29 protein-coding genes and 1 other RNA gene are annotated in these 26,520 nt (G+C 50.0%); 14 read left to right on the forward strand and 16 right to left on the reverse strand.

All coding sequences use genetic code 11. From position 1 onward, the window contains the following. Positions 1–11: 11 nt before the first annotated feature. The 4 genes from rsmE to metK form a co-directional block, all read right to left on the reverse strand. Positions 12–743 carry a 16S rRNA (uracil(1498)-N(3))-methyltransferase gene (gene rsmE, locus L4D19_RS21155; protein WP_428454123.1) on the reverse strand — a complete coding sequence of 244 codons (732 nt, stop codon included), beginning with the start codon at positions 741–743 and terminating at the stop codon, positions 12–14. 199 nt (positions 744–942) lie between these two features. Beyond that, positions 943–1,647 carry a deoxyribonuclease I gene (gene endA / locus L4D19_RS21160; RefSeq protein ID WP_428454124.1) on the reverse strand — a complete coding sequence of 235 codons (705 nt, stop codon included), beginning with the start codon at positions 1,645–1,647 and terminating at the stop codon, positions 943–945. 118 nt (positions 1,648–1,765) lie between these two features. Further along, a complete protein-coding gene (locus L4D19_RS21165; protein ID WP_428454125.1) occupies positions 1,766–2,245 on the reverse strand; it encodes a SprT family zinc-dependent metalloprotease in 480 nt (159 codons plus the stop codon). A gap of 173 nt (positions 2,246–2,418) precedes the next feature. Further along, entirely contained in the window at positions 2,419–3,573 is a 1,155-nt protein-coding gene (gene metK / locus L4D19_RS21170; protein ID WP_428454126.1) for a methionine adenosyltransferase, read from the reverse strand. A gap of 400 nt (positions 3,574–3,973) precedes the next feature. Between metK and tkt the strand changes: the two genes are divergently transcribed. The 5 genes from tkt to mscS all read left to right on the forward strand — a co-directional run bounded on the left by tkt (position 3,974) and on the right by mscS (position 10,949). Then, positions 3,974–5,971, forward strand: a complete 1,998-nt coding sequence (tkt, locus tag L4D19_RS21175; protein WP_428454127.1) for a transketolase — start codon at positions 3,974–3,976, stop codon at positions 5,969–5,971. A 299-nt stretch (positions 5,972–6,270) separates the two neighbouring features. Next, positions 6,271–7,326: an erythrose-4-phosphate dehydrogenase gene (gene epd, locus L4D19_RS21180; protein ID WP_428454128.1), complete on the forward strand. Its 1,056-nt coding sequence runs from the start codon at positions 6,271–6,273 to the stop codon at positions 7,324–7,326. Between the two features lie 76 nt (positions 7,327–7,402). Further along, complete coding sequence (locus tag L4D19_RS21185) at positions 7,403–8,566, forward strand: phosphoglycerate kinase (RefSeq protein ID WP_428454129.1); 1,164 nt, start codon at positions 7,403–7,405, stop codon at positions 8,564–8,566. Positions 8,567–8,705: 139 nt separating this feature from the next. Further along, positions 8,706–9,782: a class II fructose-bisphosphate aldolase gene (fbaA, locus tag L4D19_RS21190; RefSeq protein WP_428454130.1), complete on the forward strand. Its 1,077-nt coding sequence runs from the start codon at positions 8,706–8,708 to the stop codon at positions 9,780–9,782. A 270-nt stretch (positions 9,783–10,052) separates the two neighbouring features. Continuing rightward, complete coding sequence (gene mscS, locus L4D19_RS21195) at positions 10,053–10,949, forward strand: small-conductance mechanosensitive channel MscS (RefSeq protein WP_428454131.1); 897 nt, start codon at positions 10,053–10,055, stop codon at positions 10,947–10,949. Between the two features lie 81 nt (positions 10,950–11,030). Here mscS and L4D19_RS21200 read toward each other — a convergent pair whose 3' ends face one another. Together L4D19_RS21200 and L4D19_RS21205 are read right to left on the reverse strand one after the other, a co-directional pair. Then, complete coding sequence (locus L4D19_RS21200; protein ID WP_428454132.1) at positions 11,031–11,552, reverse strand: YbaK/EbsC family protein; 522 nt, start codon at positions 11,550–11,552, stop codon at positions 11,031–11,033. Beyond that, on the reverse strand, positions 11,545–12,177 hold the full coding sequence (locus tag L4D19_RS21205; RefSeq protein WP_428454133.1) for a LysE/ArgO family amino acid transporter: 633 nt from the start codon (positions 12,175–12,177) through the stop codon (positions 11,545–11,547). Before L4D19_RS21205 ends, L4D19_RS21200 begins: the two co-directional genes overlap by 8 nt. Before the next feature lie 131 nt (positions 12,178–12,308). Here L4D19_RS21205 and L4D19_RS21210 point away from each other — a divergent pair, with 131 nt between their 5' ends. Together L4D19_RS21210 and L4D19_RS21215 are read left to right on the forward strand one after the other, a co-directional pair. Beyond that, positions 12,309–13,205, forward strand: coding sequence for a LysR family transcriptional regulator ArgP (locus L4D19_RS21210; RefSeq protein ID WP_428454134.1), 897 nt, complete (start codon positions 12,309–12,311; stop codon positions 13,203–13,205). 147 nt (positions 13,206–13,352) lie between these two features. Beyond that, on the forward strand, positions 13,353–14,051 hold the full coding sequence (locus L4D19_RS21215; RefSeq protein WP_428454135.1) for an oxidative stress defense protein: 699 nt from the start codon (positions 13,353–13,355) through the stop codon (positions 14,049–14,051). 79 nt (positions 14,052–14,130) lie between these two features. Here the strand turns inward: L4D19_RS21215 and serA are convergent, their stop codons facing one another. The 5 genes from serA to zapA form a co-directional block, all read right to left on the reverse strand. Then, a complete protein-coding gene (gene serA / locus L4D19_RS21220) occupies positions 14,131–15,360 on the reverse strand; it encodes a phosphoglycerate dehydrogenase (protein ID WP_160654228.1) in 1,230 nt (409 codons plus the stop codon). 262 nt (positions 15,361–15,622) lie between these two features. Continuing rightward, entirely contained in the window at positions 15,623–16,282 is a 660-nt protein-coding gene (gene rpiA, locus L4D19_RS21225; RefSeq protein ID WP_075763128.1) for a ribose-5-phosphate isomerase RpiA, read from the reverse strand. Between the two features lie 237 nt (positions 16,283–16,519). Beyond that, a complete protein-coding gene (locus L4D19_RS21230) occupies positions 16,520–17,122 on the reverse strand; it encodes a 5-formyltetrahydrofolate cyclo-ligase (RefSeq protein ID WP_428454136.1) in 603 nt (200 codons plus the stop codon). An 87-nt stretch (positions 17,123–17,209) separates the two neighbouring features. Then, positions 17,210–17,393, reverse strand: a non-coding RNA gene (ssrS, locus tag L4D19_RS21235) — 6S RNA. Between the two features lie 7 nt (positions 17,394–17,400). Continuing rightward, positions 17,401–17,703 (reverse strand): cell division protein ZapA, encoded by a 303-nt coding sequence (zapA, locus tag L4D19_RS21240; RefSeq protein ID WP_075763126.1) that lies wholly within the window; start codon positions 17,701–17,703, stop codon positions 17,401–17,403. 348 nt (positions 17,704–18,051) lie between these two features. Here zapA and L4D19_RS21245 point away from each other — a divergent pair, with 348 nt between their 5' ends. The 4 genes from L4D19_RS21245 to gcvH all read left to right on the forward strand — a co-directional run bounded on the left by L4D19_RS21245 (position 18,052) and on the right by gcvH (position 22,031). Then, the gene (locus L4D19_RS21245) at positions 18,052–18,699 is read left to right on the forward strand and encodes a UPF0149 family protein (protein ID WP_428454137.1); all 648 of its coding nucleotides are present in this window, start codon (positions 18,052–18,054) and stop codon (positions 18,697–18,699) included. A gap of 23 nt (positions 18,700–18,722) precedes the next feature. After that, on the forward strand, positions 18,723–19,910 hold the full coding sequence (gene ubiH, locus L4D19_RS21250; RefSeq protein WP_428454138.1) for a 2-octaprenyl-6-methoxyphenyl hydroxylase: 1,188 nt from the start codon (positions 18,723–18,725) through the stop codon (positions 19,908–19,910). A 267-nt stretch (positions 19,911–20,177) separates the two neighbouring features. Continuing rightward, entirely contained in the window at positions 20,178–21,386 is a 1,209-nt protein-coding gene (locus tag L4D19_RS21255; RefSeq protein WP_428454139.1) for an FAD-dependent 2-octaprenylphenol hydroxylase, read from the forward strand. A gap of 261 nt (positions 21,387–21,647) precedes the next feature. Continuing rightward, on the forward strand, positions 21,648–22,031 hold the full coding sequence (gcvH, locus tag L4D19_RS21260) for a glycine cleavage system protein GcvH (protein ID WP_338046931.1): 384 nt from the start codon (positions 21,648–21,650) through the stop codon (positions 22,029–22,031). Between the two features lie 74 nt (positions 22,032–22,105). On the opposite strand, the gene L4D19_RS21265 is transcribed toward gcvH, so the two are convergent. Both L4D19_RS21265 and L4D19_RS21270 read right to left on the reverse strand, forming a co-directional pair. Next, positions 22,106–22,312, reverse strand: coding sequence for a DUF1107 domain-containing protein (locus tag L4D19_RS21265; RefSeq protein ID WP_075763121.1), 207 nt, complete (start codon positions 22,310–22,312; stop codon positions 22,106–22,108). Between the two features lie 240 nt (positions 22,313–22,552). Then, positions 22,553–22,750 carry a hypothetical protein gene (locus L4D19_RS21270; RefSeq protein ID WP_428454140.1) on the reverse strand — a complete coding sequence of 66 codons (198 nt, stop codon included), beginning with the start codon at positions 22,748–22,750 and terminating at the stop codon, positions 22,553–22,555. A gap of 41 nt (positions 22,751–22,791) precedes the next feature. Here L4D19_RS21270 and L4D19_RS21275 point away from each other — a divergent pair, with 41 nt between their 5' ends. From L4D19_RS21275 to nqrM, 3 genes are read left to right on the forward strand one after another with little or no spacing between them, the layout of a single operon-like run. Beyond that, positions 22,792–23,133: a DUF134 domain-containing protein gene (locus tag L4D19_RS21275; protein ID WP_428454141.1), complete on the forward strand. Its 342-nt coding sequence runs from the start codon at positions 22,792–22,794 to the stop codon at positions 23,131–23,133. Between the two features lies 1 nt (position 23,134). Then, positions 23,135–23,611 carry a NifB/NifX family molybdenum-iron cluster-binding protein gene (locus L4D19_RS21280; RefSeq protein WP_428454142.1) on the forward strand — a complete coding sequence of 159 codons (477 nt, stop codon included), beginning with the start codon at positions 23,135–23,137 and terminating at the stop codon, positions 23,609–23,611. Beyond that, on the forward strand, positions 23,608–23,802 hold the full coding sequence (nqrM, locus tag L4D19_RS21285; protein ID WP_428454143.1) for a (Na+)-NQR maturation NqrM: 195 nt from the start codon (positions 23,608–23,610) through the stop codon (positions 23,800–23,802). Before L4D19_RS21280 ends, nqrM begins: the two co-directional genes overlap by 4 nt. A 16-nt stretch (positions 23,803–23,818) precedes the next feature. Here the strand turns inward: nqrM and L4D19_RS21290 are convergent, their stop codons facing one another. From L4D19_RS21290 to ygfZ, 3 genes are read right to left on the reverse strand one after another with little or no spacing between them, the layout of a single operon-like run. After that, positions 23,819–24,757, reverse strand: coding sequence for a LysR substrate-binding domain-containing protein (locus tag L4D19_RS21290; RefSeq protein ID WP_428454144.1), 939 nt, complete (start codon positions 24,755–24,757; stop codon positions 23,819–23,821). Positions 24,758–24,777: 20 nt separating this feature from the next. Beyond that, positions 24,778–25,239, reverse strand: a complete 462-nt coding sequence (locus tag L4D19_RS21295; protein ID WP_428454145.1) for an aminoacyl-tRNA deacylase — start codon at positions 25,237–25,239, stop codon at positions 24,778–24,780. Positions 25,240–25,242: 3 nt separating this feature from the next. Continuing rightward, positions 25,243–26,223 carry a tRNA-modifying protein YgfZ gene (gene ygfZ / locus L4D19_RS21300; protein ID WP_428454146.1) on the reverse strand — a complete coding sequence of 327 codons (981 nt, stop codon included), beginning with the start codon at positions 26,221–26,223 and terminating at the stop codon, positions 25,243–25,245. Positions 26,224–26,520: the final 297 nt, after the last annotated feature.

The following is a 26,520-nucleotide window of genomic DNA, read 5'->3' on the forward strand; positions in this document are numbered from 1 at the left end:
CGTTGGCCTGGTTAGCCTAAGTCGCCAAAGCGGACTTGTAAGGCGGTGATTGCTGTCATCGCCGTAGTTTCGGTACGCAGAACTCGCGGGCCGAGTAATATTTCATCGAATTGGTACTGCTCTGTCATACCGATTTCTTCGGCCGACAGGCCACCTTCCGGCCCGATCAGCAATCGCACCTTGGTAACGGGTTCCGGCAAAGTGTTTATTGAGTAACTGGCACGAGGGTGCAGGTTCAGCTTGAGTCCGTCATAGTCTTCTGCACACCAGTCTTCCAGCTTCATGACCGGACGGATTTCCGGCACGGTATTGCGGCCGCACTGCTCACAGGCACTGACAGCGATTTTCTGCCATTGGGCCAGTTTTTTCTCAAAACGCTCGGCATTCAGCTTTACCCCGCAGCGCTCGGAAATCAGCGGAGTAATAGTCATTACACCCAGCTCGACCGACTTCTGGATGGTGAACTCCATTTTCTCACCCCGCGAGATAACCTGGCCAAGGTGGATATTCAACGGCGATTCAACACTGTTCTCGAGACGGCTTTGGATGTCGACTTCAACGCTTTTTTTGCTGGCGTTGGTGATCACTGCGGGAAACTCGGCATCACTGCCGTCAAACAGCAGCACTTCCTGGCCTGCCTGCATTCGCATGACACGGCCGACGTGGTTGGCGGCATCATCGCTGAGCATAACCTTTCCCTGTTCGGGAAGTCGCTCAGGGTGGTAAATACGTGGGATTCTCATGGCTATCTCAATAACCTGTTAGTTATTATCTCGCTGCATTATATCAACTCTTGTTGTGAATGCAGTTGTGAGTTCTGTGTCATTAAATAGTACATGGATGCCGGAAGGCGAAATTACAAGGCTGGGAAAGGATTTCGCCGGTAAAACAGTATTACCAGACGAGGGGTAATACTGTTTTTATCGATAAAGGAGTATGCGACTAAAGCCCTTGCTCCTGGCAGGCACGAAGCACATAAGGGTTGTTGTTATGCTGAATATCGGCAATTCTTCTGTCGCGCTCGCATTCCCAGGTCGTGACGGGATACTGCCTGTTCCAGGCTTCCATGAGTTGGCGTTGCTGGCTCGACAGGCGGAAGGGGTATTCGTCGCTCATATACAGGTAGATCCGCGCAATAGCCCCTCGTGTCGAAGCCGGAGGATCGGCTCGGCGGGCTTTAAAATCAACTTTCATTTCGCACTGACCGTAATGAGCGCCCTGTTGCCCGTTCCAGGGACGGAAGTTGTAGTTCGAGCGGTCGCCGTTGACCTCTCCGACGGTCGGCGTCAGGTTATGAAGGTCGGCTTCCATTACGCGGAATTTAGGATCCTTGTGGCAATTTCTGCGCCCGCCATCTTGCCAGCATTGTAGCTGGTGACCGAACTGCCAGGCCGGAACCACGTGCTCCCATTCTATACGGCTGGCTCGCTTTTGTTGTTTGCGTACCTGGTAGCCGCAGCTCTCCAGATCCGGAATGCCTTTTTTGCCGTGCCATTCGATATCGCAGCCGCAGTAGAAGCTGACTGGGTGATCCTGGTAAATACCGACCGCAATTTTCTTTGCTTTACTAAACGAAGAGGGGGGAGCTGCCAGAACGATGGCCGGAAACAGGAACCCGAGGCCGAGCCACTTAAAATTACACTGCATATGACGTCTTATTGTTAGAACTCTATCTGATAAGACTATCACTGAATGTGAGTTTTAGAAGTAGTTCACTCTTTATAAAAAGGAAAATTACATTTTTGTTTTGCAGCCGGTGTCGTCGTCAAACCGCCAGTAACGGCTGTTGGCAACGCCGGCAATGATAGGTCGCCTGCTTTCGCTGCACTTTGTTGTGGCGGCGAACGGTGAGCTGGTGTTCGCTGCAGTCGCACCGATACAGGTAGGTGGTGCCTTGCACCGAAGAGACATCAAAGCTGTGGGTTGTCCGGGCCGGGATCCTAAAGACCTCGGTCATGATGATTTGCCATTCGCGACCGTGCGGGCGCACTTTGCCAAACAATTTGAAGGTCACAAGATGGGCGACCTCGTGAGGGACGACCTCGTCGAGAAATGCCTGCGGGTTCTCTTCCAGTAACACGGAATTAAAACGCACTTCCCAGCCTTGCAGGCGGGCACTTCCGGCAATTTTACCCCGTTGCCTGAAACTGACTGCTGGCATTAGCAGGCGCTTGTTGAGTCGCTGGTTGGCATGTGCGATACACTGCTCGACTCTGGCGATAACTTGGGACTGGAGTGCTGACATGAATCGCTGTGCGTGGCTGGTGGAGTGGGAAGTATAAAGAGTTTGGGAGAGGGCGACAATAAGAGCATACCCCCCTCTAACTCCCCCTTGGAAATGGGGAGGGTTAGAGTGGTGTTCTACAGACAACAAAAAAGGAAGCCGAAGCTTCCTTTTTTAAACTGGTGCGTTGTCGCTTACTTAATGTTTGCGAAGTCGCGTAGCATTTCTGCTTTGTCAGTTGCTTCCCAAGGGAACTCTTCGCGACCAAAGTGGCCGTATGCTGCTGTCTTCTGGTAGATAGGCTGAAGCAGGTCAAGCATTTCGATCAGGCCGTACGGACGTAGGTCGAAGTGCTGGCGTACCGCTTCAACGATAACGTCGTGAGACACTTTTTCGGTACCGAACGTCTCAACCATGATTGATGTTGGATCAGCAACACCGATAGCGTATGAAAGCTGAATCTCACAACGCTCAGCTAGACCAGCAGCAACGATGTTCTTGGCAACATAACGTGCCGCGTATGCTGCAGAACGGTCAACTTTCGATGGATCTTTACCAGAGAATGCGCCGCCACCGTGACGCGCTGCACCACCGTAGGTATCAACAATGATCTTACGGCCAGTCAGGCCACAGTCACCCATTGGGCCACCGATAACAAAACGACCGGTTGGGTTGATAAAGAATTTGGTGTCTTTGTTCAGCCACTCAGAAGGCAGTACCGGCTTGATGATTTCTTCCATTACTGCTTCTTGCAGAACTGGAAGCTCGATGCTCTCGCAGTGCTGGGTAGAAAGAACAACGGCATCAATACCGACAATCTTACCTTGATCGTAAGCGAAAGTTACCTGGCTTTTTGCATCCGGACGAAGCCAAGGCAGGGTGCCGTTCTTACGGATTTTAGCCTGACGCTCTACAAGACGGTGAGCATAAGTTACCGGAGCAGGCATTAGTACATCAGTTTCGTTGGTCGCGTAGCCGAACATGATACCCTGGTCGCCCGCACCCAGCTCGCGTGGATCTTCTCGGTCAACGCCCTGGTTGATGTCCGGAGACTGCTTGCCGATAGCGCTTAGTACGGCACAAGAGTTGGCATCAAAGCCCATCTCTGAGTTGACATAGCCGATTTCACGAACGGTTTGACGTGTAATTTCTTCGATATCAACCCAGGCAGAGGTAGTAATTTCACCACCTACCATTACCATGCCGGTTTTCACGTAAGTCTCACACGCAACACGTGCTTTTGGGTCTTGTTCCAGGATCGCATCCAGGACTGCATCAGAAATCTGATCGGCAATTTTATCCGGATGACCTTCTGATACGGACTCAGAAGTAAACAGGTGCTTTGACATGCGTACACTCACTCTTATTTGGCTGTAGATTGATAACAAGGTGCTCTGAAATAAAAGGCTTTCATAAGAAAAACGCATATGGATATACGTTTGAATGTATAGAGCTACCTCCGTCTAGACGGCCATAATACCTATATCAGGCTTAAAATCAACACTGTGAATTGTAAGGTGATAGATGTATCGCAAAGGCAAACGTTTACCTTTCAGGGCCTTAACGGCAAAATTGCAAATGAGGGGGATGGCAGCTTATTGAAATAGTGCTCATTTTCTTCAGGAAAACGTTTGCAGTCCGGGGGCAGACTTTGCGACAATACCCGCCCGCCGAATCTAGGTTAATTTACCGCAGTTACAGATTGGTAAATAACTACAATACAACAGTCTACGAATTTCTGGAGCAGACATGTCTTCTCGTAAAGATCTTGCTAATGCAATCCGCGCCCTGAGCATGGATGGTGTTCAACAAGCCAACTCTGGCCACCCTGGTGCACCTATGGGGATGGCAGATATCGCTGAAGTCCTGTGGCGTGGCCACATGAACCACAACCCACAAAACCCACAGTGGGCTGATCGCGACCGTTTTGTTCTGTCGAACGGCCACGGTTCAATGCTGATTTATTCTCTGCTTCATCTGACAGGTTATGATTTGTCTATCGACGATCTGAAAAACTTCCGTCAACTGCATTCAAAAACACCGGGTCACCCAGAATACGGCTACGCGCCGGGTGTTGAAACGACAACGGGTCCTCTTGGCCAGGGTATTACTAACGGTGTTGGTATGGCGTTGGCTGAAAAAGCCCTGGCTGCACAATTCAACCGTGAAGGCCATGACATTGTTGACCACAACACTTACGTGTTCATGGGCGATGGCTGTCTGATGGAAGGTATCTCTCACGAAGCATGTTCACTGGCTGGCACACTGGGCCTGGGCAAGTTGATTGCATTCTGGGATGACAACGGTATCTCTATCGACGGTGAAGTGGAAGGTTGGTTCTCTGACGACACACCAAAACGTTTTGAAGCTTACGGCTGGCACGTAATTCCAGCAGTAGACGGTCACGATCCTGAAGCTATCAATGCAGCCATCGAAGCGGCGAAAGCAGACACAGGTCGTCCGACACTGATTTGTACCAAGACCATTATTGGTTTCGGTTCACCAAACAAAGCGGGCTCGCATGACTGCCACGGTGCGCCTCTTGGCCATGACGAAATTGCCGCGGCACGCGAATTCCTAGGCTGGAACCACGGTCCGTTTGAAATCCCGGCTGACATTGCGACACAGTGGGATGCCAAAGAAGCCGGTGCGGCGAAAGAAGCAGCATGGAACACGAAATTTGACGCGTACGCGGCAGCTCACCCAGAGCTAGCAGCGGAGTACAAGCGTCGTGTGAATGGCGAGCTGCCTTCTCAGTGGGAAGAAAAAGCCAGCCAAATCATCGCCGATCTTCAGGCAAATCCTGCGAACATTGCATCACGTAAAGCATCACAGAACGCTTTGGAAGCGTTCGGCCAGATGCTTCCTGAGTTCATGGGCGGCTCAGCTGACCTTGCTCCATCAAACCTGACTATGTGGTCTGGTTCTAAGTCGCTGACGGCTGAAGACGCATCGGGTAACTACATCCACTATGGTGTACGTGAGTTCGGTATGACAGCCATCATGAACGGTATTGCGCTGCACGGCGGCTTTGTACCATACGGCGCAACCTTCCTGATGTTCATGGAATACGCACGTAACGCAATGCGTATGGCGGCACTGATGAAAGTGCAAAACATCCAGGTTTACACGCACGATTCAATCGGTCTGGGTGAAGACGGTCCGACTCACCAGCCTGTTGAGCAAATTGCTTCTCTGCGTTTGACGCCAAATATGAGCACATGGCGTCCATGTGATCAGGTTGAATCTGCAGTGGCCTGGAAACTGGCTATCGAGCGTAAAGACGGCCCGTCATCACTGATCTTCTCGCGCCAGAATCTGGCTCAGCAGGAGCGTACCGCAGCACAGGTTGCTGACATCGCTAAGGGTGGCTACATCCTGAAAGACTGTGAAGGCAAGCCTGAGCTGATCCTGATTGCAACCGGTTCTGAAGTTGAGCTGGCAGTAGAAGCGGCAGCACAACTAACGGCTGAAGGTAAGCAAGTACGCGTTGTTTCTATGCCTGCAACAGATGTATTTGACAAGCAAGACGCAGCATACCGAGAAGCCGTACTGCCGGCAGATGTAACTGCACGTGTTGCTGTAGAAGCAGGCATTGCTGACTTCTGGTACAAGTACGTCGGTTTTGGTGGCAAGATCATCGGCATGACGACTTTCGGTGAATCTGCGCCGGCCGGTGAGCTGTTCAAGATGTTTGGCTTTACGGTCGACAACGTTGTTAATACAGCGAAAGAGCTATTGGCTTAACGAAAAAGTGACTAGCAAAATTTTTCGAGAAACTGTTTTGAGACAGAACGGTCGCTAAGATTAGTGATTTATTTCGAAGAATAAAAAAAAGGCCTCCTCAGGAGGTCTTTTTTGTGCCAAAAACAGGCGATAAATTCGATTAAACAGCAATTTTAGGTGCTTTTTTTTGGCTGTGTTTTTAAATATACCCATGATCTTGCAGTGTTTTTTGTCAGGGTGGTGATAGCTGTCACAATTAGGGTGATTCTGAGCTTTGCTTGGTATACACTAACGCGGCTTAGTAAATATGTAGCACGGATATGACACTTAAAGTCGCAATTAATGGATTTGGCCGTATCGGACGCAGTGTGCTTCGCGCATTGTACGAAAGCGGCAAACATCACCAGATCAAAGTCGTGGCAGTCAACGAGTTGGCTGAGCCTGAAGCTATGGCTCACCTGCTGCAATATGACACCAGCCATGGACGCTTTCACAAGCCTGTCACCCATGACCAGGAGCACCTGTTTATTGCCCATGAAAATGGTGAGCAGGACAGTATCCGAATCCTTCATCAACCCGAGATACACCTGTTACCGTGGCAAGATCTTGATGTCGATATCGTACTCGACTGTACCGGCTTCTATGGTTCCCGGGCTGACGGCGAGGCGCACATTAAAGCGGGTGCCCGCAAAGTGTTATTTTCCCATCCGGCTGGCAATGATATCGACAATACCATTATTTATGGTGTGAACCATGACACGCTCAAACCAGAGCATCGTATTGTCTCTAACGGTTCCTGTACGACCAACTGTATTGTTCCGGTTATCAAGGTTTTGGATGATGCCTTCGGCATTGAATCCGGTACTATTACAACTATCCACTCCGCAATGAATGATCAGCAGGTCATTGATGCCTACCACTCTGATTTACGCCGTACCCGCGCAGCCAGTCAGTCAATTATTCCGGTCGATACTAAACTTCATCTTGGTATTGGTCGTATTTTTCCGAAATTTTCTGACAAATTTGAAGCGATCTCTGTGCGCGTACCGACAATTAACGTCACAGCGATGGATTTAAGTGTCACAGTTAAAACAAATGTGAAAGTTAATGACGTAAATCAATCACTGGCAGAGGCGTCTCGTTGTACATTAACCAGTATCGTTGATTACACCGAAGCTCCGCTTGTCTCAATTGACTTCAATCACGATCCCCATAGCGCGATTGTTGATGGCACCCAGACCCGTGTCAGTAACCAGCATTTACTCAAGCTGCTGGTGTGGTGTGATAACGAATGGGGATTTGCCAACCGGATGCTAGACACCGCGTTGGCCATGCACGCAACAGAAAGTTGCGTAGCAACAGTACAAAAGCTGTAGAAATTATTGGGCTTGGCAGTGACGCCGGGCCGACAAAACTTTGACTTTAAATTAATCAATGTTGAGAGGACAAACCATGTCTGTAATCAAGATGACTGACCTGGAACTAGCAGGTAAACGCGTATTTATCCGTGCTGACCTGAACGTACCAGTAAAAGACGGTAAAGTAACTTCTGATGCACGTATTCTTGCATCTCTGCCAACTATCAAGCGCTGCCTAGAAGCTGGTGCTAAAGTAATGGTTACTTCTCACCTGGGTCGTCCGACTGAAGGCGAATATGCAGAAGAGTTCTCTCTAGCTCCTGTAGTTAACTACCTAAACGACGCACTGGACTGCGACGTTAAACTAGCGAAAGACTACCTAGACGGTCTAGAGCTAAATGCCGGTGAACTAGTTGTTCTTGAAAACGTTCGCTTCAACAAAGGCGAGAAGAAGAACGAAGAAGAGCTATCTAAGAAATACGCTGCGCTTTGTGACATCTTCGTAATGGATGCATTCGGTACTGCTCACCGTGCCCAGGCATCTACTCACGGTGTAGGTACGCACGCGCCTGTAGCATGTGCAGGTCCTCTACTTGCTGCTGAACTTGAAGCACTAGGTAAAGCAATGGACAACCCAGAGCGTCCATTAGTTGCTATCGTTGGTGGTTCAAAAGTATCAACTAAACTGACTGTTCTTGAGTCTCTATCTAAAGTTGCTGACCAACTGGTTGTTGGTGGCGGTATCGCGAACACTTTCATTGCAGCTGAAGGCCACAACGTTGGTAAATCACTGTACGAAGCAGACCTAGTTGAAACTGCTCAAAAACTAATGAAAGAATGCTCTATCCCAGTTGCAACTGATGTTGCATGTGCGAAAGCGTTCGACGAAAACGCAGAAGCTGAAATCAAGCACGTTTCTGAAGTACAAGACGACGACATGATCTTCGATCTAGGTCCAGATTCAACGGCTGCACTTGCTGAAATTATCGGTAACGCGAAAACGATTCTTTGGAATGGCCCAGTTGGCGTGTTCGAGTTCAAGAACTTCGAAGCAGGTACAGCGGGTATCTCTAAAGCAATTGCAGAATCTGAAGGTTTCTCTGTTGCGGGTGGTGGTGACACGCTAGCAGCTATCGATAAGTTCGGTATCAAAGCTGACGTTTCTTACATCTCTACTGGTGGCGGTGCGTTCCTTGAGTTCGTTGAAGGTAAAGTTCTACCTGCAGTTGCTATGCTAGAAGAGCGTGCAAAAGCGTAATTAATTTTGGGCGGGAGCGATGCTCCCGCCGATAAATGTTTGTGAATTAGATCAAGTTTTTATAGAATACTGGTCCAGTAGCAAACGTTTGCAAAGATTTATATTTAATACAGACAACAAGGTAAATAGGACTATTGTTATGTCTAAGATCTTCGATTTTGTAAAACCTGGTGTTATTTCTGGCGATGACGTACAGAAAGTATTTGAAGTAGCAAAAGAAAATAACTTTGCTCTTCCTGCGGTAAACGTAGTAAACACTGACTCAATCAACGGTGTTCTTGAAGCAGCAGCTAAAGTTAAAGCTCCAGTTGTTGTTCAGTTCTCTAACGGTGGTGCTGGTTTCTTCGCTGGTAAAGGCGTTAAACTTGAAGGTCAAGGTGCACAAATCCTTGGTGCTGTAGCTGGTGCAAAATACGTTCATGCTGTTGCTGCTTCTTACGGTGTTCCTGTGATTCTTCACACTGACCACGCGGCTAAGAAACTGCTTCCATGGATCGACGGTCTACTAGACGCTGGTGAAGAGTTCTTCGCAGAAACTGGCAAGCCACTATTCTCTTCTCACATGATTGACCTTTCTGAAGAGTCTCTAGAAGAGAACATCGAAATCTCAGGCAAGTACCTAGAGCGTATGGCTAAGATGGGTATGACACTAGAAATCGAACTAGGTTGTACTGGTGGTGAAGAAGACGGCGTTGATAACTCTGATATGGACGCTTCTGAGCTTTACACTTCTCCTGAAGATGTTGCATACGCATACGAGAAACTAATGGCTATCAGCCCACGTTTCACTATCGCTGCATCTTTCGGTAACGTACACGGTGTATACCAGGCAGGTAACGTTGTACTGACTCCAACTATCCTACGTGACTCTCAGGCATACTGTGCAGAGAAGTTCGGTATTGCACCTAACGCTCTAAACTTCGTATTCCACGGTGGTTCAGGTTCTTCAGAAGCTGAAATCCAAGAGTCTATCGGTTACGGTGTTATCAAAATGAACATCGATACTGATACCCAATGGGCAACTTGGGATGGTATCCGTACTTACGAAGCTGCAAACCGCGAATTCCTACAAGGTCAAATCGGTAACCCAACTGGCGAAGCTGCGCCAAACAAGAAGTACTATGATCCACGCGTATGGCTACGTGCTGGTCAGGCTTCTATGGTTACTCGTCTTGAGAAAGCCTTCGCTGACCTGAACGCAATCGACGTACTATAAGTTTACGTCTGACGATTAAGTCACAATGATTGAAAAGCCCGCATTAGCGGGCTTTTTTCGTTTTGAGGCTATTTTATTTCTCGCTGTATTTTTCTGTTGGTGTCTGACAACGGCAGGAGTATTATTCTGCCCGCAAATGATTGCCTTACACTAAAAGTCGCAGTTATAGTGATGATTGCATAGGGATTTGGTGTTTTTGGGGTATAAGTACATTTATGCATCCATGACTCATTGTGGAATAAGAAATAACATTAGCAGGAATAGATAAGTATGAGTGAAAGTGTGGCTGAAACCGTAACGGATACCGTTGTCGAAACCATTAAGGATAATGAGTTGACCAACGGTGTATTGAATGCGGGGACTTGGGTGGCTGATAACCAAGAGTTGCTGATCCAGTATGGGGTGAATATTCTTTCCGCACTATTGATTCTGTTCATTGGTAATATGGTCACGAAGGGGATCGCCAATGGCGTGGCTAAGGTGTTACGCAAGAAAGATATGGATGAAGCGGTTGTTGAGTTTCTGCACTCGCTAGTTCGTTATCTATTGTTTGTGATTGTTCTGATTGCAGCGCTTGGGCGAATAGGGGTGCAGACGGCTTCTGTTGTTGCTGTGATCGGTGCCGCCGGTCTTGCTGTCGGCCTGGCTCTGCAGGGGTCATTATCAAACTTTGCCGCGGGTGTGTTGATTGTTGCTTTCCGTCCATTCAAATCTGGTGACTATGTTGAAATCGGTGGTGTAGCAGGCTCGGTTGAATCGATTCAAATTTTTTCGACAGTCCTATGTACACCGGATAATAAAATGGTTGTAGTACCGAACGGCGCCGTAATTGGAAGTGCGATCACTAACTATTCACATCATAAAACACGTCGTATCGACTTTGTGATTGGTGTGTCTTACGATGCGGATCTGAAAAAAACCAAAGAAGTGCTGACCCGTGTGGTTAATGCTGAGTCGCGGGTGCTGAAAGATCCTGAATCTACCATTGGTGTCGTAGCCTTGGCTGACTCGTCGGTGAACTTTGTAGTTCGTCCATGGGTGAATACTGTTGATTATTGGGGCGTTTATTTTGATTTGCTACAGGCTATCAAAGAAGAGCTCGATAAAGAAAATATCGGCATTCCGTATCCGCAAATGGATGTTCATTTGAATAAGCTGGAAAGTTAAGGCCATCAATCAAACGAAAAATGGAAATGGAGCCAACAGGCTCCATTTCTTTATCCGCGTCTTTATCCGAGAAACTGCTAGTTATACCTGCTCGGATTCTCGCTCCGGTAACATGATAACCGTGTTTGGCAGTGCTTCCAGCAGCCTCATCAGGGATGAGGAATCAAAAGCAAAAGTGAAATCGGGTTTGCCCGGTGTGAACATCAGCTCCGGATAGCTGAACACAACCGGATCAACCAGGATCTTAACCTCTTCTGGCAGGGCGAAAGGACATACCGCTCCGGGTTCGCAGCCGATAGCTTCGATCATTTCTTCATTGTTGCAGACAGAAACCCGTTTACCCAGCAACTGCTTGACCAGTTTGCTGTCGAGCCGACTGTCACGATGAGTCAGCAGCAGGCAGAAGCCGCCCCCTTTGATTTTCATGAACAGGCTTTTGGTTGGCGCCGCGGTCCAGCCCAGCTCTTCGGCGATGCGGGCATCTTCCTCGAAGTCGAGGATAGGTGCATGTTGCCATGACTGATAGTTCACGCCAGTTTGACTGAACAAGGTTAAATTTTGCTGATAGATCGCTTCAAGGGAAGCGGCGGATGCGTTAGCCAAGGTAAGTCTCCCATAAACCGTGAGCCAGGTGGGCTGCAATAAAAAACATCATAGCGGCAACCAGACAGTCAATCGTCCGTTTTATCCGGGGCTTTGACAGTGTCGGCCCAAGCTTGGCGGCACCAATCGATAGGCTGTAGAACCAGACGAAGGACGCCATGATAGTGCCGGTGGCAAACGCGATGCGCTCTTGTCCCTCGAACTGGCCGCCGATAGACCCCAGTATAACCACAGTATCTAAGTACAAATGTGGGTTAAGTACCGTTACGGCAAGGGCACCAAGAATGACTCCTCGCCGGCCCCGGGCCATCACTTCAGCTTGCTTTTCCTGATGATCGGCTGATGCAAGGGCACTTTTTAGCGACATGGTGCCGTACAGCGTGAGAAAGGCTATGCCTCCTAAGGTGACACACAGTAACAAGGTTTCATTACTTGATAAAAGAGCTCCACCGCCAAAGATCCCCAAACTGATGAAGATGACATCGCAGATACTACAGACTGTTGCCGTTGTCAGGTGGTGGTTGCGTTTGATGCCTTGGTTTAACACATACGCGTTTTGTGCCCCGATCGGGATGATCATGCTCGCACCCAAGCCAAATCCTTGTAATAACACCCACATACTCATTTGTTCTTATTCCTAAAAAGATTAATCAATGGCGGTTTCTGATGGCGCAAGCTTACTCTTGGCAGTAGGATTAAGTACAACTAATAAAATTTATCTATTATTAGACTTTCTAATGAAGAGGGGGAGTGGCTATGCGTGGGTTGGATTACCGTTGGATCGAAGCCTTGGATGCAGTGATCTCACAGCGGGGCTTTGAGCGGGCGGCAGAGCACTTGTGTATTACCCAGTCGGCGGTATCTCAACGGATCAAGCAGTTAGAAAAGTTGATGGCCCAGCCGATGCTGGTGCGCGAGCAGCCGCCGAGACCGACACCGGCAGGGCAGAAAATGCTTGGCCTTTATCGCCGGGTACGGTTGCTGGAACAGGAGTTGTTGCCGGAGATCACTCCGGATGACAGCAGCCAGCCGTTGTCAGTCTCGCTGGCCACCAATGCTGATAGTCTGGCGACCTGGTTGTTACCTGCATTGAGTCCGCTGTTGAAATCGCGCCGGATAGCACTCAACTTGCTGGTGGAGGATGAGGCCAGAACCCTGGACAAACTTCGTAGCGGCGAGGTGGTCGGTGCGATCAGTATGGAGGCCAGCTCGCTGCCGGGCTGTATGGCCGATTACCTCGGTCGGGTCGATTTTCTGTGTGTGGCCAGCCCGGATTTTGCCAATAAATACTTTGCTGGCGGGGTAACCCGGGACAGGTTGCTGGCTGCGCCGGGAGTGGCCTTTGATCAGCACGATGACATGCATGAACGCTTCGTCCATCAGCATTTTAACTTGCCGCTTGGCAGCGTGGTGACGCACACGGTGAGATCGTCCGAGGCGTTTGTCAGAATGGCGGTAGAAGGAATTGCCTACTGCCTGATCCCGAGGATCCAGATCCAGCAAGAGCTGGATAGTGGCATGTTGGTCAATGTGACGCCGGAGATATTTCTGACCCGCCGTATGTACTGGCATCATTGGGCTCTGGAAAGCGGTGTATTGACCGAACTGTCGCAGCAGCTAACCGCGTGTGCCCGTAATGTACTGCCGCAGTAGATAGTTAGGAGCGGGTCAGGGGTGTTGATAAATATAAAAATAAAACAACGTACAAAATTTTTTGAGCTTTGGGGATATTTTTCCCCACCTTGTTGTCGAAACAGAACAACGGTCAGATTTGACGGTATAACTAACTAGGGTAGCCTTATGAAAAAGCAACTATTAGCGGTGGTATTAGGATGTAGTGCATTGGGTTTTGCTGGTACGGCGGCAGCCAATGTAACCGTGCCACACCTCGAAACAATAGGTAGTGGCGAGGTAACGGCACAACCTGATATGGCTGAATTTTCGGTTGCGGTTGAAGAGGTACGTGGCACAGCCAAAGAAGCCAAGCAAGCTGTCGATAAAGCCGTCACTGCATTTGTAGAGCGTTTGCAGTCCAAGGGCGTCGAGCGAAGCGATATTCAGAGCGCCAACATCAGTTTGCAGCCGCAATATCACTATCCGAAAGATAAAAAGCCTGAGCTTACCGGTTATCGTGCCAGCCGCCATATTACCGTTACGGTACGTGATCTTGAGCAGTTGAATACCTATCTTGATAACGCGCTGGGTGACGGTATCAACCGAATCAACAATATCCAGCTCAAAGTCAGCAACGAAGCTGAATATGTCGAGCAGGCGCGACAGGCGGCAATAAAAGACGCGATGGAGAAGGCGGAATCGTTGGCTAAAGGGTTTGGTGAAAAGATTGACGGAGTGTGGCGAATTACCTACCAGGTCAGTCACCCAAGGCCGGTAATGATGCGTATGGCGATGGATGCTGCGCCCGAAACCGCTGCGACCTATCAGGATGCGCAAATCACCATCCGAGATCGAGTCGAAGTCGTCTTTAAGCTGGAGGAATAAGTCCTTTCCTCTGTGTTTTGAGTAGCAAAAAGGAGAGCGAATGCTCTCCTTTTTCGTTATTGAAGCTGCGCTGTCATTATTAGTGCAGAAGACGTGCGCGGATCGTACCGTCGATGACCTTGAGCTTTGTCAGTGCTTCTTCGGCACGCTCTGTTTCTACATCGATAACCACGTAGCCGATTTCAGGGCCTGTCTGCAGGTACTGGGCGGCAATGTTGATACCTTCCGAGGCAAAGATAGTGGTGATCTGATTTAGAATGCCCGGGCGGTTTTCGTGGATGTGCAGTAGGCGGGAACAGTCGCGGTGTTCCGGCAGGGACACTTCCGGGAAGCCGACGGCTGATAGAGTTGAGCCGTTGTCAGAATATTTCGCCAGCTTGCCGGCCACTTCAACCCCGATGTTTTCCTGGGCTTCCTGGGTCGAACCACCGATGTGCGGTGTCAGCAGTACATTATCGAACTTCGCCAACGGTGACTCAAACGGGTCGCTATTGGTTTTCGGCTCGGTCGGGAACACATCGATTGCAGCACCGGCAATGTGCTTGCTTTCCAGCGCGCTGCAGAGCGAGTCAATTTCAACCACGGTACCACGGGCAGCATTGATGAAGATGGCACCGGGTTTCATGCGGGCAAATTCTTCGGCCCCCATCATATCCTGGGTTTCCGGTGTTTCCGGTACATGCAGGCTGATCACGTCACACTTGTTCAGTAGCTCGGTCATTGAGCGAACTTGGGTAGCGTTGCCCAGCGACAGCTTGTTCTCGATGTCATAGAAATAGACTTTCATACCGAGGTTTTCTGCCAGGATACCCAGCTGGGTACCGATGTGGCCATAGCCGATAATACCCAGGCGCTTGCCGCGGGCCTCGAAGGAATGGTCTGCTGATTTCTGCCACTCGCCACGGTGTGCTTTGGCGTTCTTTTCCGGGATTCCGCGAAGAAGCAGCAGGATTTCGCCCAGAACGAGCTCAGCAACACTACGGGTGTTCGAGAACGGGGCGTTGAAAACAGGGATCCCTCGCTTGGTTGCGGCTTTCAGGTCAACCTGGTTGGTTCCGATACAGAAACAACCCACGGCAATCAGTTTCTTTGCAGCACTAAAAACGTCTTCTGTCAGCTGAGTACGGGATCGAATGCCAACAAAGTGGGCATCTTTGATTGCTTCCAGCAGTTCTTCTCCCGCCAGAGAGCCTTTATGGTATTCGATATTGGTATAGCCAGCGTGCTGTAAAACTTCAATTGAAGAAGGGTGAACACCTTCTAACAAGAGAATTTTAATCTTTTCTTTATCCAGTGAAACTTTAGCCATTGGGTTCTCATCCTTAAAAACATGAGTCTAGGCATACAGGCGGGGAACCAGCTTTCTGGCAGGAAAGATGAAGTGAGGCTATTTTCCTGCATGCTGATAAGGCCTGGCGTTAACTCAAACGATTGCTACATGCTGATATTAAAGTATCAAAAAATAACCAGTAAGGGTAAGAATATTACAATATAGATAATAAAAAACGGCATAAATTATGCCGTTTTGTAATCAAATAACATAAACCAGCGAAGCAATTACGCTAACAGGTTTATTTTTCGAACTTTTTCACGCCGTCAGGAGAACCGACCAGCAGTGCGTCTGCACCACGGTGGGCGAACAAACCAACAGTGACTACGCCCGGAAGTGCATTGATCTGGTCTTCCAGCTCTTTGGGGTTGGTGATTTGCATGTTGTGTACATCCAGGATGATGTTGCCGTTATCGGTCACCACGCCTTCGCGATATACCGGATCACCACCCAGTTTCACCAGCTCGCGGCCAATGTATGAGCGGGCCATTGGGATCACTTCGACAGGTAGCGGGAACTGACCCAGCACGTCGACTTGCTTGGTATCATCAACAATACAGATAAACTTCTTGGCAATAGCGGCAACGATCTTTTCGCGAGTCAGGGCTGCACCGCCGCCTTTGATCATGTCGTACTCGCCGTTGATTTCGTCAGCACCATCGACATATACGTCTAGGCTGGAGACTTCGTTTGCATCCAGTACCGGAATGCCGATTTGCTCAAGGCGCTCAGTCGAAGCGACAGAGCTTGAAACTGCACCTTTGATTTCTTCTTTACGGGTTTCCAGAGCATCGATGAAGTGATTAACGGTTGAGCCTGTGCCTACACCTACAATGCTGCCTTTCTTTACGTAGTCCAGAGCAGCCCAGCCAGCAGCTTTTTTCATTTCATCTTGTGTCATGCCTTTCTCCTAGTGATGACAAACGTTTCGCGAAGCGCTGATTATAGCTAACTGGGCTTGCTGCGTCAGGCCAATTCTTTGACGAAGTTCGCTGTTCGTAACATCATAAAACATAAAGCTATTAATAACATAAGGTTAGCATTGATAGCTGTGGCACGTAAAAAGCCAAACGTTTGCGTGAGCAGGCGGCAGTTGCTGAAAAAGGCAGCAGCCTGTTAATTTTTCTGAAGGTATCGTCTACCAGGTAAAGTGGTAAGACGGGGTGAGAATTTCTGGCAGGGGGACATCCCAGGCTTCAAAGGGCAGATTGTTGACCTGCTGGCAGTCATGGGCCAAGCCTAGCGGGCGCGGACCCTGTTTTTCATAGTGCCAGCGGCTTAACGTGCGATCATAATAGCCGCCACCCATGCCCAGCCGTTGGCCAGTGTTGTCGAAAGCAACCAGCGGGGTACAGATCAGATCCAGTTCACTGACGGGTTTGACCAGGCGGATATCCAGCACGGGCTCTTGGATTTTATATTTGTTCAGCGCCATACGGGTGGCCGGGGTGTAATGGAGAAACAGCAGGTGTCCTTTGCTGAATGGGTGCAGGACGGGCAGGTAAACCTGCTTGCCGTGTTCCCACAGCCAGTTAATCAGGGGCTGGGTATCTATTTCGCCGTCATTGGATAAATACAGGGCGATATGGTGTGCATCAATAACCGTTTGGAGCTGCTGGAACCGGACGAGCAGTTCTTGGGCATCGTGTTGTTGCTGTTCAGGGCTTAGAGCACGGCGAAGTAAACGGACGTGTTGACGAATGTGCTGACGTGGAGATGATGGCTGAACAGGTAGTCTCATAGGTCATCCAATGACTGAGGGTGTTCTGAGTATAGAAGAAGCGAGTTGGTGACAGACGAGTTGCAGCTAACTCGATTCTTGAAGAAGGTATGCCCCAAGGTGCCGTTGCGAATTGTGGCCCTTGAACCAGACGTTCAAGGTGGATCAGCAACATTAACCGCAGGCTTCTCAGTACGGGCTGAGCATGCTCAATAGCTAATAAAAAGCTGATCCTGGGTATTTGCTTATCGGCTCGGGGACGTTAATTCACTGACGTACACCCCAGGGTCAATTTATTATCAACGCTTTGGTTGATTTTGCAATGCTTTATCCAAACTTTCTGCTAGTTCACTGATTCGATTGGATAAATTTGAATCAGTGCCTTGTTGTTCTTTACGTTCGCTGTGCAGCTCGTTACAGATATTCAGTCCGGTAAACATCAACAGCTGCTCGATGTTACTAATATTGGTTCGTTCGGAGAGATCCTTCAGGCGCTGGTCAAAATCTTTTGCCGCCTCGCGAAGCGCATCCTCCTGACCGGTCGGGCAGTTTACCCGTAGGATACGGCCCATTACTTGAATTTCAACTGCCTGAGTACTCATAAACTTCTAATCTGCTCCGTGCCAGATAGCTAATATGGCATTCCGCTTGCGATACGCGATAGGTGGCTAAATATAGAAAAAGCCTATTCAACATGCAAGCTTGCTCATCACGCTTTGCCGCAAATGGTTACTGACTAGCCAGATCATCACCAAGTGCACGTATAACGGGAAGCGATCTGGAACTGATATCGCGAAATGTCCGGCCCAAAACGCCAACCCGCGTTATCGTATCCAGTCGTCGGCATAGGCGATCTATTGAATTGTTATCAGGTTATTAGCCTGTTCGTAGGCTAAGTGTTAGCATAACACAATTGAGATTGGCACCAATGAAATTAAGGTGAAAGGCCCATGAGCGATGTTAAATTACCTGCATATAATGTTGTTGAAGCAGCACTGAAAGATCACGGTCTGGCAGTGACGCCATCAGAGCTTCACGGTTTGCTGAGCGGGATGGTCTGCGGCGGTATGGCGGTGGATGATGAAAGCTGGGTGGGACCGGTCTGTGACTACGCCAATGAGGGCGCACCTTTGACCGATGGTGCAAAAACGGCCGTTCGCGCCGTGTTTGATGCCGTGTCTGCCGAAATGGGGCAGTTGGCTAAAACCTTATTTACTTCAACGGCTGCGGAGCTGGCTGATGCCGAGTTTTCTGTCTCGCTGCTGCTCCCTGCTGGTGACGCTGAGCTGATGGTGCGTGCCGAGGCATTGAGCGAGTGGACAACCAATTTTATCTCGGGACTTGGATTGATGGGACTGGAGAAAGCCAAACTGTCACCTGAAGTTACCGAGGCGGTATCGGTATTGGAGGAGATCTCCCAGTTGGGTATCGACGAAGACGACGATATGTCGGAGCAGGCGCAGCTGTTTGATAACGTTGTTGCCTATGTACCTGAGTGTGTATTGACCTGCCTGGTTGAGCTTAGCCAACGACCAGGTGCGGTTGAAGAGCCGGCAATCCCGGGGATCGGCCAGGGTGATAAGCCAACACTGCATTAATTTGATACGCGAAGGGGCTGGATGTGAAGCAGTATGATGTGGTCATTGCTGGTGGGGCAATGGCTGGCGCAACACTGGCAATTGCACTTAATGCACTGAGCAAGGGTCAGCTGAAAATAGCAGTCGTCGAAGCGGTTGCACCTAAACTGGATCAACACCCGGGCTATGATGCCCGGAGCATCGCGCTATCGTTAGGATCGGCTAATATTCTGCAGGATATTGGTGTCTGGACGCCGATGGCTGAAGTCGCAACACCGATTTCGCATATTCATGTCTCTGATCAAGGGCATGCCGGTATAGTTCATGTCGATGCCGGCGAAGAAGCTGTGGATGCACTGGGTTACGTGATAGAGCTGGCAGATGCCGGTGCGTTACTGCACAAGCAGCTGGGTGAGCTGGAGCAGGTTGAATTGCTCTGCCCGGCGGTTATCACGGATATCAAGCGCAGTCTGGAGGCGGTTACGCTGACGCTGGATCAGGGCGATACAATCACGGGCAAATTGTTGGTTACGGCTGACGGCGCCCTGTCGGCGTGCTGTGACATGCTGGGGATCGGGCGTAGCGAGTATGACTTTGAGCAGGTTGCGGTTATTGCCAATATCACCACGGCGGAAGCCCATCAGGGTCGCGCGTTTGAGCGCTTTACGCCCTATGGGCCTGTTGCGTTGCTGCCTATGACGGAAGGGCGCAGTTCGCTGGTGTGGTGTATCCGCCCGGAGGATCAGCGCAAGGTCATGGACTGGAGCGATGAGCAGTTTTTGGCCGAGTTGCAGAAGGCCTTTGGCTGGCGGCTCGGACAGCTGGTCAAGACCGGTGTCCGCTGTGCCTATCCGCTCTTGCTGCGTCAGGCCCGTCAGCTCACCTCCCATCGCGTAGCCGTGGTAGGAAATGCCGCGCAAACACTCCATCCGATTGCCGGGCAGGGGTTTAATCTCGGCCTGCGTGATGTGATGACACTGGCCGAAGAGATCGCCAATGGCCTTGAGGCCGGGGAAGAGCCGGGCAGTGTGAAGATGTTGAGCCGATATCGCCAGCGCCGCACTCCGGACCGGGAAGCGACCGTCACTATGACGGCGGGCCTGGTCAGTCTTTTTGCCAACAGCAGTTTGCCTCTGGTTGTTGGGAGAAATAGCGGCCTGATGGCAATGAGCCTATGCAATACATTAAAAGCTCCGCTGGTACGGCGGGCTATGGGACAGGTAGAAAGATAAAATACCAAATCCATTAATTATCTGATTAATTCAGCGAGAGTTAAAATGCTTTTAGACAAGGAGATAAATTGAAAATCTAGTGGCTCTAAATTGAAATTTATTAACGCAGTATAAAAGTATTTTAAACTCGCCCAAAGGGAACACCACAGGAAGCCAATTTCTGTGTCTAGCGATTTCAAAAGAGAACCACTCTTCTATCAATCGCTATCCTTGAATTAGGTTCCCTGTGGTGTTCTGAATGGTTAGATAATTTATGGAATTGGTATAATGATGCAAAGTGTAGATGTTGCCATTATTGGCGGTGGAATGGTTGGCTTGACGCTGGCCGCTGCGCTCGCTGACACAGAGTTGCGAGTGGCGGTCATTGAAGGTCGCTTGCCGGAGCAGACGCTTGAACCATTACCGGATTTGCGTGTTTCAGCCCTCAGCCGGGCCAGTGAGCGTATTTTGCAACGCGTCGGGGCTTGGTCGGGGATTGAAGCACGTCGCCTGAGCCCGTATAGCAAGATGCAGGTGTGGGAGCAGGATAGCTTTGCCACCATCGACTTCGATGCCGAGCGTCTGGCCCAGCCGAACCTGGGGCATATCGTCGAGAACCGGGTGATTCAGCTGGCCTTGCTAGAACGAGTACAGCAGTTGCCGAATGTGACGGTACTGGCTCCCGAGCGCTGTCAGAATATTGCCTTTGGCGAAAGTGAAGCCTGGCTGAGTCTCGAGTCGGGCCAGAGCCTGACGGCCAAGCTGGTTGTCGGTGCCGACGGTGCCAATTCGTGGCTGCGGCAGCAGCTCGATATTCCATTGACTCACTGGGACTATGGCCACAGTGCCATTGTTGCCAATATTCGATGTTCAGAACCCCATGAGCAAACGGCTCGTCAGATCTTCCGTCCACAGGGACCATTAGCCTTTCTGCCGTTGCCGGACAGTGATTTGTGTTCGATTGTCTGGTCAGTGTCCCCACAGGATGCCGAGCAGCTTTGTGCGCTGCCTGATGAGGAGTTTAACAAGACTTTGACCGCCGCCTTCGATCACCGGTTAGGCTTGTGCAGCGTTGAAGGAGATCGTCAGGCCTTCCCGCTGAAAATGCGCTATGCCCGCGACTTTGTTCGCGAACGGGTGGCGTTGGTCGGTGACGCGGCCCATACCATTCACCCATTGGCCGGGCAGGGAGTCAACCTGGGCTTGCTTGATGCAGCCAGTCTGGCGCAAGAACTGAAGGCACTGTGGTTGCAAGAGCAGGATATCGGCAAGAAAGCGAACCTGCGTCAGTACGAGCGTTGGCGCAAGGCCGAGGCGGCGAAAATGATCACCGCGATGCAGACTTTCCGCGATCTGTTTGATGGCAATAATCCTGCCAAAAAACTGGTGCGTGACATCGGTATGCTAATCGCCGATAAAGCGCCGGGGGTGAAAGATGAATTTATGCGCCGGGCGCTGGGATTATCCGGAGAGTTACCGGATTTAGCCAGGCACTAACTGATTACATGCCGGTATTGCTAGCAGAATAAACCGTCTCGTTTGAGGCGGTTTTTTGTTTGTCGCTAATTCGTAGGGATTTTTTTGATCACATTTTGATTTTTTCTCCTACAGTAAATAACAGGAATTTGAATACAAATTCGAGACTGACGGCAGCCATGTTAGTTGAAGTGCTGTACCTGGGTTTTAACTTATCTGCTTTGTCGCATTGAGTTAAAGGCGATAGGCAGGCTTTCAAAAGGAAGTATCACCATGAGCTATATTCCCTCTGAGTTGAAGTTTACCAATACCCATGAGTGGGTACGTCCGGAAGGTGAGGGTGTCTATACCGTAGGTCTTACTGATCATGCCCAGTCGATGCTGGGTGATATGGTTTTTGTTGATTTGCCAGAACTCGATGCCGCCACAGAGGCCGGGGAAGACTGTGCCGTTGCAGAGTCAGTCAAGGCGGCGTCAGACATCTATGCCCCTTTGACTGGGTTTGTCGTTGCCATTAACGAAGAGCTGGAAAGCTCGCCGGAGCTGGTCAATAGCGATCCCTACGGCGATGGCTGGCTATTTCAGATAAAAGTCGAAGATGAGAGCGAATTTGCGGATCTGCTGGATGCGGATAACTATCTGGACTTGATTGATGAATCGGAATAGCAAGCCACCAAGGCAATAAAGCCCACGCGAGGGTGGGCTTTTGGGCTATCCGGGCAGCTATTATCAGCGGCTTGCTATAACGAGCATTCTTTTAGGCGCTTTATTTCCTGATTTACCTCGTTCACGGTCTGAAAATGCCGTTGCTGGGCTTTTATGGGCACAAGCAACATTCCATTGTTGAATTCATAGCCTCCTCGGCCATCAATATAGATCCTTCCACTAAATAAACGACTTACGTGTTTTGCTATTAATTTTGGCACGTAGCGTTTGAACATGCGCATATAAAGCCAACCTTCTATGGGTTCCTAACGGCGGGAATTATAAAATAGAGGCTATGAAAGTTTTGTGATGTTTACAGCATAATAATAATGTTAAATCTAACTGAGCGATGTATTTTTTTGTGCTACTACTATTTTTTTAGATGATTATTCTATTTGTTTGTATCAATAAATAAGTGCGTTGAATTGTAAAATTTTATGAACTCAGCAATTGCTGCTAATTATTGTTTGTATATTATGGTGTTACAGATCTCCCTTATATGCATCAATATGCTTTGTTGAGTGTTTTGTGTCATTTTTTATCCGCGGTTCTAGGCGGAGAACAGTTTCTCCTACAGCTAATTTAGTGTTTTGTGCTAAATCCTCTTGCTGGTCTGAGTTGTTTGCTGTTTTCTTCCGTTTTCTGCTCAGGATCAAAGTTTGATTTTTAGCATATGCCAATAATATATCCATTGTTGGCATATGCCAGAAATGAGGACGTCATGCCCAGACCAAAAATACATCGCCGGATCGGTTGTCGCCCGGCCTACAGTTGTTTTAAACCTAACGGTGTGCCGATGTCGCAGCTGGAAAGTATTGCGCTAGCACCGGATGAGCTTGAAGCTATCAGGCTAGTGGATCTCGACGGCCTGCAACAGCAGGCTGCTGCCGAGAAGCTCGGTGTTTCACGGCAAACGCTAGGCAATATTGTTGCTCGGGCGCGGCATAAAGTCGCACTTGCCCTGGTAAAAGGGAAAGCGCTGGAGCTTCAGCCGGACTCATCATCATCTAACATTTCACAGCCGGTTGATAATAAGCGGCAGGACAAAGAAAAGGAGCGTTAATATGTCGCGAGCAATTGCGGTTACGCCACGTAATGAAGTGGCCGGGCATTTTGGTAAAGCTGCTGCTTTTCTGGTCTTTGATGAGCAAGGGCAACTGGTTACGACACTGGAAAATACCGGGAGCCGCGAGATCGGCTGCAAACACAAAAAGCGTCTTCAGCGTCAGCTTAGCGATCTGGGCGTGAGCGAAATAACACTGGGAAATATTGGCAAGCGCTCACTGGCCAGATTGCTGCAGGCTGGTTTCTCGGTAACCCGTGTGCCTGTCCGCAGTCAGGTCTCTGCGGTGCTGGGCGGTGGTATTGTCGGAGAGCTACTGACATCGCCTGAGCAGGGGCGGCCGTGCAAGCGGGAGAAAGGAGATTGTGGCTGCGGTTGTGGCAGCAAGAAAAAAGCGGTACCAGCTAAGATTGGTACAGCAATGAATACTAAACTGTCATTGTCGGGTCTGACTAAGGTAGGAGGACTAAAGATATGACTTTTTTGCTGACAGTAATGATTTTTCTGCTGGTTATTGCTGCCATGGCGATAGGCTGGATTGTGAAGAAGAAAACCATTAAGGGCAGTTGTGGCGGCCTGGCCGGAGTCGGGGTCGAAAAGGAATGTAACTGCGACGAGACGTGTGATAGCCACAGGCTGTATCAGATCAGCGAGCCTGAGAAAAAGTGATCCCGGCCGGGATCACTTAACTGTGCTGTCGCAGCACGGCAACGCGTTTGGTGATGGTCTCGCTGACTATCTGACGTAGCCATTCGACTCTCGGGTGGCTGCCATTTCGGCGCAGCCACAACATGTTGATATCAAAATCAGGGATCTTCACCGGTGGCGGACACTGGGTGAGGTTATCATGAAAAATATCGACACGAGCCATCAGGGTCGATACGACACATAGCAAATTCCGTCCTGTTAGTAAGTGACGAATTGTCATGAAGTTACTCGAGCCGACAGCAATATGGCGGCTAACTCCCTGTTGTTGCAGCTGATTATCAACAGCACTGGCGAGCTTGCCGTCGGGAGTCACAAGCGCCTGCGGCGTTGCGATGTAATGGGCCAGATCGACAGGCACAGATAACCCCGTGGCCTGACTGTCGAACAGGCAGACATGATCTTCGGTATAGAGATACTGGCTGTCGAACTCCCTCGGTAGCTCCTTCATGGAGCCAATAACCAGGTTGATTTTCTGCTCCTCAATGGCGGACTGGTAATTGTTGCGGTCCACATTGCAGAAGCTGAGCTGGCACTGGGGAGCCTGTGCGGTAATTGCATCGAACAGGGCCGGGGCAAACAAAAGCTCGGCGTAGTCGGTAAGGCCGATACGGAAGCTGCCTTGATAGTCCTGGGGGGTAAAATCGCTCGGCTGAAGGATCTCGGTGGTGACAAGGTGAAGAATATTATCGATCACAGGGGCCAGCTCGACTGCTTTGTCGGTCGCGATCATCTGGTGTCCCTGACGCTCGAACAGCGGATCATTGATCAGTGCCCGCAGCCGAGACAGGTTATGGCTCATGGCAGACTGCCCGATGGATAACCTGGCAGCAGCCTTGGTGACGCTCCGGGTTTCCATCAGGGCGGAAAATGCAATTAAGAGGTTAAGGTCGACCCCCCGCCAGTTGATATTCTTCACGCTTGTTCCTACTCCCTTGATCAGCGACAGATATCGGCAAACATGGGATCGCACAGCAATAGCAGATCCTCGGTTTCTAGCTCGACGCCGGCCATACGATCACCGCTGCTGATATTGACTTTGTGGTGCTTTTTGATGCTGTGGTCAAAAATGACCGGCAGCGGACGTTTCAGTCCGACCGGTGCCACGGTACCGATCACCAGACCCGTGACTTTTTCGACATCACTGGCATCGGCGCAGGTCATACGGCGACAGCCAAACATGGCACGGACTTTTTTCGGATCAACTTGCGCGGGGCCCGGCACGCAGGCCAGCACATGGAATCCGCCCATGTCTCTGAGCAGGATGGATTTGACCATCTGCTCGGGGTTTACCCCACGTTCCTGGGCCGCTTCATCAACAGTTTTGGCTGGTTTGGTGTGGGGCAGGAGCCGGTATTCGACGCCTTCTTGCTCCAGATAGAAGGTAACAGGTGTTTGCATTGCTTATTGATCATCTTCCAGCGAGTAAGGCAGCGGCTGTTTGTGCCAGATCGATGCCTGTCCGGCAAGGCGGAACTGGCTGTCTTCATCCAAATCATTGGGTAGGCCAACAAGTGCGATAGCCTGGTCGTCGGTAAATTGGTAGGCGGCGATAATCGTTCCGCCCTTGCGCCAGTTCTCGCCGACACTGCGCTCGAGGGCATCACCCGGCTGCGGGCATTGCTCTGCTTCACCGCGAACAATATACATGGCCCGCTTGTTAATTCCGCGGTATTTGGCCCGTGCCACAGTCTCCTGACCGGTATAGCAGCCTTTCTTGAAGCTAATACCATCAACGGCCTGCAAGTTCATTGCTTGAGGAATGAACTCCAATTCGGTTGCCGCATCGACACGCGGGATCGCGTGCTGGATGTCGTAGAGATCCCACAGTGTACTGTCGGACAGCTCTGCGTCTGCTGCCAGCTTCTCGGCGATGGTTGCAGCCTGATCTGCCGCAACGGCAATTAGCCAGCGCTGCTGATCAATCTGTACTGCGGTCCCGCCAGGAATGGCACGGACATTACCTTCACCGCCAAACTCACGCTCAATGACCTCGCCTGCCTTGTTACCAGTTAGCCCTAGCAGAACATCGTCGCTTTGCTTGATGTCGACCTTGGAAAAGACAGCATATTTTTTCAGCTCTGGAAGCTGGGTAGCCATAACGCTCTGGCGCTGAAAGCAACCGTAGCCATCGCGGTGATGGAATAGGCGGAAAACCGTACGCATCTTGCCTTTGGCGTCGCAATGGGCACCTAACGTTGATTGGTCGGCAGCCAGGGTGGCAACATCGCAGGTAACCTGACCTTGCAGGTATGATTTTTTGTCTTCGCCGATCAGGGTGATCAGACTCCAGTCAGTGAGGTCGACCAGCGCCAGCTCCGGTAGGCTGTCTTGGGAAGATAAAGCAATAGGTTTGAAATTCAGAACGTTTGACCAGGTGCTCATAGGATTTCCATGATGTGCAGGTAACTTGCCGGAGGCTTTGCTCTTCTCGGCCTGAGAATTGGCAGAGCAAGGGCGGCGAGTTACTTTGGTTGGGTGAATATCTCTGTTTCTGCTATGTTAAATCGCCGGCAGGCATTTGTCAGCATATATACCCAAGCTACGGCAAAGTGCTTGAGTATACACCTGATTAGTTTGGCTGATTATTATGGATCATAGGTCTCATCTTGGTGCATTGCTTGTTCCTGCGCATAGTCGGCCTGGGCCTTGGCTGCTAGTATTGGGCAAATTGTAAAACGA

It is taken from the genome of Photobacterium kasasachensis (genome assembly GCF_050336885.1).
GTDB classification, from domain to species: domain Bacteria; phylum Pseudomonadota; class Gammaproteobacteria; order Enterobacterales; family Vibrionaceae; genus Photobacterium; species Photobacterium kasasachensis.